We start from the raw sequence: 14,850 nt of genomic DNA, 5'->3' as shown, positions 1-14,850 counted from the left end.
TAAACTACTGGAATTTTAGATTGAGTGTTATCCCTATGCATATTACCGAGTTAGCCCGTGGCGATAAAGTTCGATTACTTGATTTTGGCCGAACCGATGCAGCCTATCGGCGACGGTTGCTGTCGCTGGGGATTACTCGCGGGGTGGAATTCACGATTGTAAGAACAGCACCACTGGGTTGTCCTGTGCAGGTTGAAATCAGGGGAACATCCCTGACATTAAGAAAAGAAGAAGCCATTCATCTGAATCTGGAGCGTGTATGACGTCTCTTTTGCTCCTCGGTAATCCCAATTGCGGCAAAACCACCTTATTCAATGCCTTAACGGGTGATAATCAGCGAGTCGGCAATTGGCCTGGCGTCACGGTTGAAAAAAAAACCGGGGAATTGCTGGTCGATGGCCAGCGCATTGACGTCACGGATTTACCCGGCATTTATTCTCTCGCCCTGACCGGGCGTGGCAGCAGCCAGGATGAGCAGATTTCGGCAAAGGCCGTCGCTGCTTGCACGGGGGAACTCATCATCAATGTCATTGATGCCTGCCATCTTGAGCGTCATCTCTACTTAACCAGCCAGTTACTGGAGCTGGGTAAACCGATGATTGTCGTTCTCAACATGATGGACATTGCCAGGCAGCGCGGCATAAGTATTGACATTGCGGCATTGTCCCGGCAATTGAATTGCTGTGTGCTGCCGCTCGAAGCCCATAAAGGCATCGGTCTTGATGAGTTAAAAAAAGCAATCATCAAGCCCCCGGCACCTGTCGTTTCACTGACCTTTCATTATCCTGCTCCCATTGAGTCGCTTATTGAAAGGTTAAGGCAGCGGCTGCATGCCGCTTGTCAGGTGCCCTCGGAATTGGTCACCTATTACGCCCGGCGTATCCTTGAAGGCGATACCCTGCTGATTGATCCAAACAAATTACAGGATGCTGATCCGATGCTCGCCAGTGAAAAGGATGTTGATCTTGTTCTGGCCGATGTTCGTTATCAGAAAATCCACGATATAGTCAGCACGATTCAAACCCGGGCGAGTGATGCCAGTGAACACTTAACGGCCAGAATTGACCGTATTGTGCTTAACCGGTTTCTAGCGTTACCCCTGTTTTTTGCCATGATGTACCTGATGTTTTTATTTGCCATCAACATTGGCGGCGCATTTCAGGACTTTTTTGATATCTCCACCGATACGATCTTTGTCCAGGGCAGTGCCTGGTTGCTGCAACAGGTGCAGTCACCGCAATGGCTGATTGCCGTGGTGGCCAATGGTTTGGGCATGGGCATCAATACCACCCTGACTTTTATTCCGGTCATTGCTGCCATGTTTTTCTTTCTGGCATTGCTGGAAGCTTCAGGGTACATGGCTCGCGCCGCGTTCGTGGTGGATAAGGTGATGCGCCTGTTGGGATTGCCGGGTAAATCCTTCGTGCCGATGATTGTGGGTTTTGGCTGTAATGTACCGGGGATCATGGCGGCAAGAACGCTGGATTCAGAGCGTGATCGACTGTTGACGGTGCTGATGAGCCCTTTGATGTCCTGCAGTGCCCGATTGGCCATTTATGCGGTATTTGTCGCGGCATTTTTCCCAAGCGGCGGGCAGAATGTGGTTTTCGCCTTGTATGTCATCGGCATAATCATGGCGGTTTTTACAGGGTTTATTTTACGTAAAACCACGCTTCAGGGAGAGGCTTCCCCTTTGATTCTTGAATTGCCGGCTTACCATAAACCCTCATTTAAACGGCTGTGGCGGGAAACCAGCCTGCGTCTTCGCTATTTTGTGGTAAGAGCCGGGCGCCTGATTATTCCGATTTGCATCATCCTTGGCAGTTTGAATGCGCTCACCATTGACGGCGGTTTAAATACAGATGAAGCGAGCGCTCATTCCGTTCTATCCTGGCTTGGTCAATGGCTAACGCCATTGTTTGCCCCGATGGGTCTGCAGCAGGATAACTGGCCGGCTACCGTAGGTTTATTAACGGGCATGCTGGCGAAAGAAGTGGTGGTGGGTTCCTTAAATTCTCTTTATGCCCAATTGGGTAATTTGGCGCAGGAGCAGGCTGCTCATTTTGATTTCTTTGGCTCCATGGCACAGGCATTCTGGTCGATACCTCAAAATCTTTCTTCTTTAGGCGAGGCTTTACTAAATCCAATTTTAGCCAGTGCGCCTGACAGCGAATTGTCGCAAACGGTTTACGGCATGATGGCAGAACGTTTTGACGGTAAAGCCGGGGCCTTTGCCTACCTGTTGTTTATTCTGTTGTATATCCCCTGTGTTTCAACCATGGCCGCGATCCGCCAGGAGACAACTCGCCGATTGATGTGGTTCTCTGTAACCTGGTCTTTTTTGATTGCCTATGCATCAGCGGTGATTTTTTATCAAAGTGCTGTGTTTTACCGCCATCCTCAGGAATCCCTGCTCTGGATTGCGGCCATGGTAGGGGGGGTTACCGTTTTTATTGTCCTCCTGCGGGGGCAACATTTACTTGCGGGGAGACGCCATGCTGTTACAAATCCGTGATTTTATCCGGCACCATAAGGTGGTGAGCAGCCAGCAGGTCAGCCGCGAGTTTCGCATTGACTCGCAGGCGTTGCAGCCCATGCTGGATATCTGGCTTAACCGGGGTGTGATTGCCCGCTGTGATGACAAGGCGTCCTGCCAAAGCCGTTGTTTCAAATGCAAACAGCCCCCTGTGTATTACCGCTACCTCGCGGATTGCTGAATCCCCTTGGCTTTGCGAACGGGATTTAGCCATTGATTTACTGATTTTTTTCTATTTTTCTTTTAAGAAGCCCTGTGCTGAATCAATTAAATTGGGCTAAGATAGCAATATGACGAGTTTTATCGGTTGACTAGGATGGCGGATAACGCATCACTCCCTGAACAGGATTTTTTAAAACTGGCCGAAGAGGCTCGCCAGCGGATTGTCGACGATTTCAATGATCCGCTGAGTCTGGTTGAAAAAGTGTACAGGCTCTGGTGGCATTGGGCTCATTTTTCCCTTTTTATTGTGACTCCCACCATCGAAGTGATTTCACCGCCAGTTATTGTACCCCCTGAACTGGTGCCTGAAACCAATGAATATGAATTTGTTTATCCCATTCATGATCACGGGTATAAATTAAGTGCGTCCAAAGCCCAGGATATGTACACGGCCGGCACGTCCATGTGCAAACTGTTCTATACCATCGAAAAAATGATTTTTATGCTGGTAGAGCGCTTAAGAACCGGCGGTGTAGGTGCTGAAACCGAGGTGCAGGTTGCCTTTGGCGGGCATGAACTTGCCCAACGCAAAGCCTTTGAGTCCGTGATTAACTTAAGTTATAACGTGGTCGTAACCAATTTTGACCCCGGCGCCTGGGGTGAGCGTTACCTTGAGATTGTTAAGCGCTTAGCCGATCGGGGCTATGGCTATCCGGCGGAGGCCCCGAGAGATATTTACCGGCATCATCGCGGCTCTGGGCCGTCTATGCAACGTTAACCAGACGAAATTTTACGCTACCCGCACGGACTAATCGCAGGCGCCAGGATTTAAAACCGATGGTTTGCCCCCCATACCGAAAAGACAGTGTAAAGTATACCGCCATGATGGCCACAAGCAGGCTTTGGTAGGTGCGTGAGCCGGGCGGGATAGCCTGGCCCTGATTAAAATACACTGCAATTGCCGTAGCCAGCATGAAAAGACTGCATAAAATAATCAGATCATAAAAAAGAGCGGCCAAAAGACGTAAGTACATGATGATTTATTATTAAAATAAAGAGGTTCAGGTTAATCCTTTGCTTGCTGCCATACAAGCCTTAGTGGTCGGACATCGCTCTTTTGCCAATAGAGACATGCTCCAGGCAGTCAATATAAATCTCACTTAAGTCCAGACCGTGGTAATCACTGCCGTCTAATTGCTCCCAGTGGCCTTCCTCGTAGGCAATAACCATCGACAAGAGTTGTCCTAATTCACCCTCACGCGCTAATAAGGCCCCTTTGATATCGTCTGCGATAGTAATTTTTTCAATCAACACGTTCATGGGTGTATCCAGCAGACTGTCAAGAACCGAGAGTAGTCCGGTCGTGTAGGCGCTTTCGGCGGATAAATGAGGATTGGCTTTGGCCAGTTTTTCCGCCATCTGCGCACGGATAAGCCCGGACTCCACAATTTCAAGGGGCTTATTGGATACGTTTTTCATCGACAGGACCATGACCCAGTTTTTTAAATGCATAATGCCCAGGCGGGTTACGGCCTGCTGGATGGATTCAATGGCTTGATAGCCGGAGAAAGCGGCCGAATTGGCCACTCGCAGCAATTGATAACTTAGCAGCGGATCCGTCTGAATCAATGGAATGATTTCGTTAAAATTGGTATCCGGGTGCTGGAGTTTTTCAATCAGCATCAACAAGTTTAGCTTATTGGCAGCAATTTCCTTCACTTCCTTAACCTCAGGCTGAAAGAGAAAATCACCGCAATAGTAATCCATGGTCATGTCCTTGCAATTAATAAACCGGTTCGGATCGGAAATATTGTAAGCAATGACTTTGCGCTGCTTGGCCTGGCTGTATTTGACCACTTTGGTCAAATCAGCCATACCCATCAAGTGTTCGCTTAAAGCAATGTATTCTGCGAAATTAAGCCAGGCTAATTGGTCAGGACTGTCAATCATTAAAGCAATGGAGTGGGCCGCTTCTTTTAACTCATCCGGCGTATAGGTCTGGTTGATGTCGGCCGCGTGTAATTTTAATATCACCGGGTTTTCAAGGGGGGGGGCTGAGAGCTCGACCAATGAATTTAAGGCGTAAGGCACAAACAACGGCAGGTTGCTGTCAATATTGTGGGTCACCGTCGTAAAATAGGGCAGCAATTCAATGGGCTGTTTGGCTTGTTGGTTAGCGATAATTTCCATGGCGACGCATTTCAGTTGTTGATTATAGATTGGCCGTTTAATTAACATGGTTATTCAGTCCCTCGCTTAACCGATATAATCAATGATAGTATGGCTGGTTGTTTGTTTCCATTCAAGTTGAGTTTAAATTATTCTTTTTGTTTATAAAATAGTGTTTATAGGGGCAATGGCGTGGAACACGTGGTATGCTTTTAGCACAGCCGCTTTGCGCTAAAAATACAGAGTGGTATACTTCGCCAGTTTTCTGCTTGCTTTGTGTAAATTACAGCCTAATTTGTTGTTTTGATTAAAGCAGCATGGCGTGCTTTTCTGCTGTCAGGAGGCATGAGGGTTAGCTTTGTTATGCTATATTACTAATTTTAGTTGAGGGATGCCGTGAATAAAAAAAGACCGGTGAATCTGGACCTGCGAACGTTAAAATTTCCGCCCATGGCGATTGCTTCCATACTGCATCGCATTTCTGGCATGGTGTTATTTCTGCTCTTGCCCGTCATGATGTATTTTCTTGATTTGTCGCTGCGCAACGCCGGCACATTTAACAACCTGCAAGCTACGTTGGCCCATCCCCTGTGTAAATTAACGCTGTGGGCTTTCCTGGCGGCATGGACTTACCATTTGCTGGCCGGCATTCGCCATATGCTGATGGATCTTGGGTTTGGTGAACATCTTGAGTCAGGCCGCCGCAGTGCCGTCTCAGTGATCATCCTGTCTGTTCTTTTCTCACTTTTGTTAGGGGTCTGGATATGGTAACAAATGTCACCAGCCTGACGGGCAACGGCTTAAAAGATTGGTTGATTCAGCGGGCGACCGCCGTGTATCTGCTGTTCTATACAATATTTTTAATGGGCTTTTTAATCGCCCATCCACAAATGGCCTATCATCAGTGGCAGTCGTTGTTTGCCTGCAATTGGTTTAAAGTCGCCAGTGTTATCGCCTTGGGCGCCATTTCTTTACATGCCTGGATAGGTGTTTGGACCGTCACCACGGATTATATGAAGTGCACCATGCTGAGAGTATCCGTGCAAATGTCTGTAGTGGTCTGGTTGCTGGGGCAGTTTATTTGGGGTTTGATGATTGTTTGGGGACAATAAGCATGGCATTTCCACGACATAAATTTGATGCGGTAATTATTGGTGCAGGTGGGGCTGGTATGCGTGCTGCCCTGCAATTGGCCAATTCAGGATTGCAGGTGGCTTTGCTTTCCAAAGTATTTCCAACCCGTTCACATACGGTTTCTGCGCAAGGCGGCATCACAGCCGCGCTTGGCAATGCCGATGAAGACGATTGGCGCTGGCACATGTATGACACGGTCAAGGGCGCCGATTATATTGGTGATCAGGATTGCATCGAATACCTGTGCAAAACGGGTCCGGAAGCAGTCTATGAACTTGAGCATATGGGTCTGCCGTTTTCAAGAATGGACAACGGCAAAATTTACCAACGGCAGTTTGGCGGTCAGTCCAAGCATTTCGGCGGCGAGCAGGCGGCTCGAACCTGTGCGGCAGCGGACAGGACAGGCCATGCCCTGTTACATACCCTCTACCAACAGAACCTGAAAGCCAAGACACATATTTTCAGCGAATGGCTGGCTTTAGATTTTGTAAAAGACAATCACGGCCGGATAGCCGGAGTCACGGCCTTATGCATAGAAACCGGCGAAGTTGTCTTTTATCAAACCCGCGTCTGTATCCTGGCGACCGGGGGAGCCGGGCGTATTTATCAGTCAACGACCAATGCCCACATCAATACCGGCGACGGCTTTGGCATGGCATTGCGTGCCGGGTTACCTCTACAGGACATGGAGATGTGGCAGTTTCATCCGACGGGCATTGCCGGTGCCGGCACGCTGGTCACGGAAGGGTGCCGCGGTGAAGGCGGTTACCTTATCAACAAGGATGGCGAGCGTTTTATGGAGCGCTATGCCCCCCGTGTGAAAGATTTGGCATCACGGGATGTCGTTGCTCGCTCCATGGCGCTCGAAATCCGAGCCGGCCGCGGTTTTGATCCGAAAGGCGTCGATCACGTCAAACTGAAGCTTGATCACCTGGGCGCGGATTTAATCATGTCCCGATTACCCGGGATTCGCGAGTTGTCTTTAAAATTCGCAGGTGTGGATCCCATTGTTGAACCCATTCCGGTCGTTCCCACCTGCCATTACAGCATGGGTGGTATTCCCACGAACATGCACGGCCAGGTTATTACCCATAAAAATGGTGTCGACACGGTGGTTGAAGGCTTGTATGCAGTAGGTGAATGTGCCTGCGTCTCGGTGCATGGCGCCAACCGTCTGGGCGGCAATTCCTTGCTTGATCTGGTGGTGTTTGGCCGTGCGGCAGGGCTTCATGTCGAAGAGTTGTGGCAATCCAATCAACTGCCGGACATGGCTTATGTCACAGAGGAAAACATTGCAGAAGCCATGGCGCGCTTCAACCGCTGGCAGGAGTCAACGGATGGTGAGATGCCCTCTGTCATACGGGATGACATGCAACGGGTCATGCAGGAAGATTTTGGCGTATTCCGTACTGGTAAAGTCATGGAGGAGGGCCTCCATCGCCTACAGGCCCTGCGCGATCGTTTGCAACATGCCAAACTGGTGGATAAAACCAAGGTATTTAATACGGAATTGGTTACTGCGCTGGAATTAGATAATTTGATGGCAACCGCCTATGCGACAGCCCAGTCGGCTTTAGCCAGGACAGAAAGCCGCGGCGCTCACAGCCGGGAAGATTATCCAGAGCGGGATGATGCCAACTGGATTAAACACACGCTTTATTTTGCGCATGATGATGCGATTGATTATCGCCCCGTCAATGCAAAACCTAACTATGTCGAGCCTTTTGAGCCGAAAGAACGCGTTTATTAAAAGAGGATAAGCCATGGCTGATAATCGAATGTTGAGCCTGTCTATTTACCGTTATAATCCTGAGCTCGATGAATCTCCTTACATGAAGGACTATGAAATCGCCGTGCCAGCCAAGAGCGATTCCATGCTGTTGACCCTGCTTGAGCGCCTTAAAGCCGAGCAGGATCCAACCATTGCCTATCGCCGCTCCTGCCGTGAGGGCGTATGCGGATCAGATGGTATGAACATCAATGGCACCAACGGCCTCGCCTGCATCACGTCGCTTTCTCAACTCAACACGGATCGCATCGTGATTCGTCCCCTGCCGGGATTTCCAGTCGTACGCGACCTGGTGGTGGACATGACCCAGTTTTATCAACAATATGAGCGCATTGAGCCCTATCTGCAAAATAATGAGGTTGCTCCCGCGCATGAGCGCCTGCAATCCCCCGAAGAGCGCGCTCAGTTGGATGGATTGTATGAGTGCATTCTTTGCGCCTGCTGTACCAGCTCCTGCCCCTCGTTCTGGTGGAACCCGGAAAAATTTGTCGGCCCTGCCGGGCTGCTTCAGGCCAGACGCTTTTTAGCGGACAGCCGTGATACAGCAAAACGGCATCGTTTGGATAAATTGCAGGATCCATTCAGTGTATTTCGTTGCCGTTCCATTATGAATTGCGCGAATGTTTGCCCGAAGGGACTCAATCCAACGCAAGCGATTGCCGATATTCGTAAACAGATGTTGAATCAAGAAACTTGATGACGATTATCCAGCGTCTCAACCCATAGGACGCGCCCCTTTGGAGAACCAAAACAATGAGCAGTAATGACTTTCAGAATCAATTAGCTTCATCCTATCTTTCGGGTGGAAGTATGGCCTATGTAGATAGTCTGTACGAAGATTTTCTGAATGATCCCGATTCCGTGCCGGACGATTGGCGCGCGGTTTTCAGTGCCTTGCCCCAGATTAATCATGTCGCTCAGGATATTCCTCATCGCGATATCCGCGATTATTTTCTGGTGAATGCCAACCGTAAACGTGCTCCGGCTGAAAATGCGGAGGCGAGCAAGCAATTTCAGGTTGCTCATTTAATCAATGCCTATCGTGCTCATGGCCACCATGCGGCCAAGCTTGATCCACTCGAAATGGCGGAACGCGTTCAGGTACCTAGTCTCGAACTCAGTTATCACAAGTTATCCGACGCTGATTTAAACCGCTCGTTTTATGCCGGTAAAAATTTTAACGGCTCTGAAATGCCCCTGGCTGAAATTTATCAGGCTCTGCGTGCAACTTATTGCGGCAGCATTGGAATTGAATACATGCATATTTCCAATATTGAGGAAACCGAATGGCTGCAGCAAAAGTTGGAAACCGTTCGCGGCCGCCCCAATTTTGACGCTGAAAAAAAACGTCAGATCTTGCGTGATTTGATTGCCGCCGATGGGCTGGAGCGGTATTTGGGCACCCGTTATGTTGGGCAGAAACGGTTCTCACTCGAAGGCGGGGATGCGTTTATTCCGATGATGAAGGAAATTATCCGTAGAGGCGGCGCAGAAGGGGTGCAGGAAATTGTAATCGGCATGGCTCACCGCGGCCGTCTGAACGTGCTGGTGAATGTGCTTGGGAAAGAGCCGGATCAGTTATTTCAGGAGTTTGAAGGCAAACTGGGTTCAGCCGAACGCTCCGGTGACGTAAAGTATCACATGGGCTTCTCATCCGACATCCGCACTGAAGCGGGTGCCATTGTTCATCTGGCCTTAGCCTTTAATCCCTCGCATCTTGAAATCATCGGGCCCGTGGTAGAAGGCTCTGTACGTTCCCGTTTGGGGCGCCGTCATGATCTTGAGAAAAAAGACAAGGTTGTGCCAGTCGTGGTTCATGGTGATGCCGCCTTTGCTGGACAGGGCGTGGTCATGGAAACCTTCAATTTCTCCCAGGCGCGCGGCTATTCCACCGGTGGTAGCGTCCACATCGTCATCAATAACCAGATTGGATTTACCACCAGCAACCCGCTCGATGCCCGTTCAACCCTTTATTGTACTGATGTGGCGAAAATGGTGCAGGCGCCTGTCATTCATGTGAACGGGGATGATCCGGAAGCCGTTGTTTTCGCCACACAGATTGCGGTGGATTTCCGCATGAAATTCAAGCGCGATGTCGTGATTGATTTGGTTTGCTATCGCCGTCACGGACACAACGAGGCCGATGAGCCGTCAGTGACTCAGCCCACCATGTATAAAAAAATTAAAAGCATGCGCCCATTGCGGGAAATGTATGCCGAAGAATTGATTCAGGAAGGTTTAACGACCGCGGCTGAAGTTGATCAATTAGCGGAAGATTACCGTAACCGCCTGGACAAGGGACAGGCTGTGGTCGATACCGTTCAGGGTAATTATGATGGCAAAATGTCCATCGATTGGACGCCCTATTTTAATGCCAAGTGGACAGATAAAGCGGATACAACCATTAGCGCGGCTATGTTAAAGACCCTGTCAAAAACACTGCATACTTTACCTGACGGTTTTGAATTGCACCCCGTGGTTAAACGGCTGCTTGCCGAACGCGAAAAAATGGCGACGGGTGAGCTGCCCATGAACTGGGGGTTTGCTGAAACGATGGCTTATGCGAGCCTGTTGCAAGAAGGCTATGGTGTCCGTCTATCCGGGCAGGATTGCGGCCGCGGTACCTTTGCTCACCGTCACGCGGTGTTGCATGATATTCAAACCGGCAATACCTTTGTGCCTCTGGAAAAAGCCGCTACAAGCAAGCCCTTTGTAGTCATCGATTCGGTGCTGTCTGAAGAGGCGGTCCTTGCTTTTGAATACGGTTATGCCTCCTCCGAACCCAATTCACTGGTTTTATGGGAAGCCCAGTTCGGCGATTTTGCCAATGGCGCCCAGGTGGTTATTGATCAATTCATCAGTTCCGGCGAGCAAAAATGGGGCCGGCTCTGCGGTCTGGTCATGCTTTTACCGCATGGCTATGAAGGGCAGGGTCCTGAGCATTCTTCCGCACGCCTTGAGCGTTACATGCAGCTTTGCGCCCAACAGAATATGCAGGTTTGCACGCCGACGACGCCAGCCCAGATTTTCCATCTCCTGCGTCGGCAAATGATCCGTAATTTCCGTAAACCGCTGATTGTGATGACGCCAAAGAGTTTATTGCGTCACAAGCTGGCTGTCTCGCCGGTTGATGATCTGCTGAAAGGCAAATTCCATAATGTGATCCCTGAAATTGATGCGCTGGATGCCGCCAAGGTGACGAAAGTCGTGTTATGCTCTGGGAAAGTTTACTATGATCTTTTGCAAAAACGCCGTGACGAGCAGTTGAATCACATTGCCATTATCCGCATTGAACAATTGTATCCATTCCCTAAAAAAGAACTGGAGCAGGAATTGGCGAAATTTCCCAAGGCGAAACAGGTCGTTTGGTGTCAGGAAGAACCTCAGAATCAAGGGGTTTGGTTCTCATCGCAACACAACATGATTGACTGTTTAAGTCCGGAACAACGTTTAAGTTATGCGGGTAGAGGATTTGCCGCGGCTCCAGCCGTGGGAAGCCCTCTGCTCCATGCGAAAGAACAACAGGAGCTGGTTAACCAGGCCCTGGCTTGATAATGAATGACAATAAATAACCAAAGAAGGACTAACCATGTCTATTGAAGTTAAAGTACCCGCCCTTCCCGAATCCGTGGCGGATGCCACCATTGCCGCCTGGCATAAAAAAGTGGGTGAAAGAGTAGCTCGTGATGAGAATCTGGTTGATCTTGAAACCGACAAAGTGGTTTTGGAAGTCCCGGCGCCCGCTGATGGCGTATTAACGGAAATCCTGTTTAAAGAGGGCGATACTGTCACCTCAGCGCAATTACTGGCTCGTATTGAGGCTGGCAGCGCCGCGGCGGCAGCAGCACCTACCGCCACAGCAGCTGAACCGAAACAGGCTGAAGTCAGCACGCCTGCTCCTGCTCAAAATCAGGGAGCGAAGGCTACAGGTCCGGCTGTGCGCCGCATGCTGGCCGAAAACAACCTGCAGCCAGAACAGCTTTCAGGCTCCGGTAAAGACGGCCGTCTGACCAAAGAAGATGTCGTGGCATTCATTGAATCCAACCGCGAAAAATCAGCCAGTTCAACGGCGGCGCCTGCCCGAAGTGAAGCCGCGTCCCTGCCGCCGATGGGTGCCCGCGAAGAGCGCCGTGTGCCAATGACCAGGCTGCGTGCCAAAATTGCCGAGCGTTTAGTCCAGGCCCAGCACAATGCAGCCATGCTGACTACGTTTAACGAAGTCAATCTCAAGGCGGTTATGGATTTGCGTGCGCAATACAAAGATATTTTTGAGAAAAAGCATGGCGTAAAATTGGGCTTCATGTCCCTCTTTACCAAGGCCGTTGTGGAATCGTTGAAACGCTTCCCGGCGGTTAATGCCTCGATTGATGGCCAGGATATCGTTTATCATGGTTATTATGACATCGGCATCGCCGTGTCCACGGATAAAGGCCTTGTGGTGCCTGTTGTTCGTGATGCGGATCAACTCAGTCTGGCTGACATTGAAAAAGTCATCGCTGATTCCGCCAACCGTGCCCGTTTAGGTAAACTCTCTTTGGAAGAGATGCAGGGCGGTACATTCACCATTACCAATGGTGGTGTATTTGGCTCCTTGCTGGCCACGCCCATCATTAACCCACCGCAAACCGGCATTCTCGGCATGCATAAAATTGAAGACCGCCCGGTGGTCGAAAAAGGGCAGATTGTCATTCGTCCGATGATGTATGTGGCGCTGTCGTATGACCATCGCCTGATTGACGGCCGGGAGTCCGTGCAGTTTTTAGTGAGCGTGAAGGAGTTGCTTGAAGATCCGACCCGTTTACTGCTCAATGTGTAACGATTGACATTTTAACCGCATAACCCGGCTTGCCGGGTGTTGCTTTTTTAAAGGTACTAACGATGAATTTACATGAATACCAAGCCAAGCAGCTGTTTGCCCGCTATGGTTTACCTGTTCCAAACGGTCAGGTCGCTTACAGTGTTGACGAAGCAGTGAAAGCGGCTGAGCAGTTATCGACACCCAAATGGGTGGTCAAGGCTCAGGTGCATGCCGGCGGACGCGGTAAAGCAGGCGGTGTGAAACTGGTTTCAAGCAAAGATGAAGTGGCCGCTGTGGCTCAATCATTGTTAGGTACCCGCTTGGTCACTTACCAAACGGATGCCAAAGGTCAGCCCGTCAATGCGGTCTTGGTGGAAGAGACCTGCGACATTGGCCGCGAATTGTATCTGGGGGCGGTAGTGGACCGCTCCAGCCGTCGCGTGGTGTTTATGGCTTCCACCGAAGGCGGGGTGGAAATCGAGAAAGTCGCCCATGAAACACCGGAGAAAATTTTTAAAGTCATCATGGATCCCCTGGTTGGTATTATGCCCTTTCAGTGCCGCGAAATTGGCTTTAAATTGGGTTTAAATGACGAGCAAATCAAACAGTTTACGCAGTTAATGATGGGGTTGGGCAAGATGTTTGTCGAGTGTGACTTAAGCCTTCTTGAAATCAACCCGCTGGTTGTGACTAAAGGCGGACAGATTCTTTGCCTGGATGGTAAAATCAACATTGATGGCAACGCCCTCTACCGCCAGCCTGAATTGAAAAACATGCGTGACAAGTCCCAGGAAGACGAGCGTGAAAACCGCGCGACCGATTGGGAACTTAATTATATTCCGCTTGAAGGCTCAATCGGCTGTATGGTGAATGGTGCCGGTCTGGCTATGGCCACCATGGATGTGATTAAGCTGCATGGCGGCGAACCAGCCAATTTCCTTGATGTTGGCGGCGGCGCGACTAAAGAACGTGTCAGTGAAGCGTTTAAAATCATTCTGTCTGATGAAAACGTCAAAGGTATTCTGGTCAATATCTTTGGCGGTATTGTGCGTTGCGATTTAATTGCCGAAGGCATTCTGGCGGCGGTAAAAGAAGTGGGTGTAAAAATACCCGTGGTTGTCCGTTTGGAAGGCAATAACGCCGAGTTGGGTGCTGACATTCTGAACAAGAGTGGTTTAAACGTCATTGCGGCCAACAGTTTGACTGATGCGGCAAAGAAAATAGTTGCGGCAGTCGCGTAATCACCAGCAAAAGAGCGCTTCGGCGCTCCAAATTAAATTTGAGGTTAGCAATGAGCGTATTAGTTAATAAACACACCAAAGTCATTTGCCAGGGCTTTACTGGTAAACAGGGCACCTACCATTCAGAGCAGGCAATTGCTTATGGTACGCGTATGGTAGGCGGCGTGACGCCGGGCAAGGGCGGTCAGACGCACCTGAATTTGCCGGTTTTCAATACCGTTCGCGAAGCAGTAGAGGAAACGGGTGCTGATGCCAGCGTAATCTATGTTCCCGCTGCGTTTTGCAAAGATTCCATTCTTGAGGCAGCTGAGGCCGGCATTCAATTGATTGTCTGCATCACCGAGGGCGTACCCGTTCTGGATATGCTGGAGGTCAAGGTGTATCTCGAAAACAATACCAATGCCCGCCTGATTGGTCCTAATTGCCCCGGTATTATTACGCCTGGCGAATGCAAAATCGGTATTATGCCCGGCTCCATTCATCTGCCTGGCAAAGTCGGTATTGTGTCTCGATCCGGTACCTTGACGTACGAAGCAGTCAAGCAAACAACCGATAAAGGGTTTGGTCAAAGCACCTGTATCGGTATTGGCGGTGATCCGATTCCGGGAACCAATTTTATTGATGCACTGACGTTATTTGAGCAAGACCCACAAACGGAAGCGATCATCATGGTCGGTGAAATCGGCGGCTCTGCAGAAGAAGAAGCGGCTGAGTTCATTAAATCGCATGTCTCCAAACCCGTTGTTTCCTACATTGCGGGTGTGACAGCCCCTGCGGGGAAACGCATGGGACATGCCGGTGCGATCATTTCCGGCGGCAAAGGAACCGCGGCAGAAAAATTTGCCGCCCTTGAAGCGGCTGGTGTGCGAACGGTTCATTCGCCAGCTGATCTTGGCGATGCCATTGCCGAAGTCACGGGCTGGTAATGCCTTGTATAACCTTGATAGGCCCTGGCTTATCAAGGTTATAACCATTTGTTTATCAAATACTCTCTGCACTTAATCCACTATCTCTCCACGCT

The 14,850-nt window shown here is 49.9% G+C and carries 14 protein-coding genes; 12 read left to right on the top strand and 2 right to left on the bottom strand.

Annotated elements, in window-relative coordinates:
• Positions 1-35: 35 nt before the first annotated feature.
• From Lery_RS12905 to Lery_RS12890, 4 genes are all read left to right on the top strand, one after another.
• Complete coding sequence (locus tag Lery_RS12905) at positions 36-263, top strand: FeoA family protein (protein WP_058527644.1); 228 nt, start codon at positions 36-38, stop codon at positions 261-263.
• The gene (feoB, locus tag Lery_RS12900) at positions 260-2,515 is read left to right on the top strand and encodes a Fe(2+) transporter permease subunit FeoB (protein ID WP_058527643.1); all 2,256 of its coding nucleotides are present in this window, start codon (positions 260-262) and stop codon (positions 2,513-2,515) included. The genes Lery_RS12905 and feoB overlap by 4 nt, the downstream gene beginning before the upstream one ends.
• Positions 2,496-2,717 carry a FeoC-like transcriptional regulator gene (locus Lery_RS12895; protein ID WP_058527642.1) on the top strand — a complete coding sequence of 74 codons (222 nt, stop codon included), beginning with the start codon at positions 2,496-2,498 and terminating at the stop codon, positions 2,715-2,717. The genes feoB and Lery_RS12895 overlap by 20 nt, the downstream gene beginning before the upstream one ends.
• Positions 2,718-2,852: 135 nt before the next feature.
• Positions 2,853-3,476 (top strand): hypothetical protein, encoded by a 624-nt coding sequence (locus Lery_RS12890; RefSeq protein WP_058527641.1) that lies wholly within the window; start codon positions 2,853-2,855, stop codon positions 3,474-3,476.
• Here the strand turns inward: Lery_RS12890 and Lery_RS12885 are convergent.
• Positions 3,463-3,732 (bottom strand): RDD family protein, encoded by a 270-nt coding sequence (locus Lery_RS12885; protein ID WP_058527640.1) that lies wholly within the window; start codon positions 3,730-3,732, stop codon positions 3,463-3,465. The genes Lery_RS12890 and Lery_RS12885 overlap by 14 nt on opposite strands.
• 61 nt (positions 3,733-3,793) lie before the next feature.
• Positions 3,794-4,936, bottom strand: a complete 1,143-nt coding sequence (locus tag Lery_RS12880; protein WP_058527639.1) for an EAL and HDOD domain-containing protein — start codon at positions 4,934-4,936, stop codon at positions 3,794-3,796.
• A gap of 327 nt (positions 4,937-5,263) precedes the next feature.
• On the opposite strand from Lery_RS12880, the gene sdhC reads away from it, so the two are divergent.
• The 8 genes from sdhC (at position 5,264) to sucD (ending at position 14,755) form a co-directional block, all read left to right on the top strand.
• Positions 5,264-5,638 carry a succinate dehydrogenase, cytochrome b556 subunit gene (gene sdhC / locus Lery_RS12875; protein ID WP_058527638.1) on the top strand — a complete coding sequence of 125 codons (375 nt, stop codon included), beginning with the start codon at positions 5,264-5,266 and terminating at the stop codon, positions 5,636-5,638.
• Positions 5,632-5,979 (top strand): succinate dehydrogenase, hydrophobic membrane anchor protein, encoded by a 348-nt coding sequence (sdhD, locus tag Lery_RS12870; protein WP_058527637.1) that lies wholly within the window; start codon positions 5,632-5,634, stop codon positions 5,977-5,979. Before sdhC ends, sdhD begins: the two co-directional genes overlap by 7 nt.
• 2 nt (positions 5,980-5,981) lie before the next feature.
• The gene (gene sdhA, locus Lery_RS12865; RefSeq protein ID WP_058527636.1) at positions 5,982-7,751 is read left to right on the top strand and encodes a succinate dehydrogenase flavoprotein subunit; all 1,770 of its coding nucleotides are present in this window, start codon (positions 5,982-5,984) and stop codon (positions 7,749-7,751) included.
• A gap of 13 nt (positions 7,752-7,764) precedes the next feature.
• Positions 7,765-8,487 (top strand): succinate dehydrogenase iron-sulfur subunit, encoded by a 723-nt coding sequence (locus Lery_RS12860; RefSeq protein ID WP_058527635.1) that lies wholly within the window; start codon positions 7,765-7,767, stop codon positions 8,485-8,487.
• Between the two features lie 56 nt (positions 8,488-8,543).
• Complete coding sequence (locus Lery_RS12855; protein WP_058527634.1) at positions 8,544-11,342, top strand: 2-oxoglutarate dehydrogenase E1 component; 2,799 nt, start codon at positions 8,544-8,546, stop codon at positions 11,340-11,342.
• Positions 11,343-11,379: 37 nt separating this feature from the next.
• Positions 11,380-12,606, top strand: coding sequence for a 2-oxoglutarate dehydrogenase complex dihydrolipoyllysine-residue succinyltransferase (gene odhB, locus Lery_RS12850; protein ID WP_058527633.1), 1,227 nt, complete (start codon positions 11,380-11,382; stop codon positions 12,604-12,606).
• Positions 12,607-12,668: 62 nt separating this feature from the next.
• Complete coding sequence (gene sucC, locus Lery_RS12845) at positions 12,669-13,829, top strand: ADP-forming succinate--CoA ligase subunit beta (RefSeq protein WP_058527632.1); 1,161 nt, start codon at positions 12,669-12,671, stop codon at positions 13,827-13,829.
• 50 nt (positions 13,830-13,879) lie between these two features.
• Positions 13,880-14,755, top strand: coding sequence for a succinate--CoA ligase subunit alpha (gene sucD / locus Lery_RS12840; RefSeq protein ID WP_058527631.1), 876 nt, complete (start codon positions 13,880-13,882; stop codon positions 14,753-14,755).
• Positions 14,756-14,850: the final 95 nt, after the last annotated feature.

This window comes from Legionella erythra, from assembly GCF_001467615.1.
GTDB classification, from domain to species: Bacteria; Pseudomonadota; Gammaproteobacteria; order Legionellales; family Legionellaceae; genus Legionella_C; species Legionella_C erythra.
This window is presented reverse-complemented; position numbering and strand designations above follow the sequence as displayed.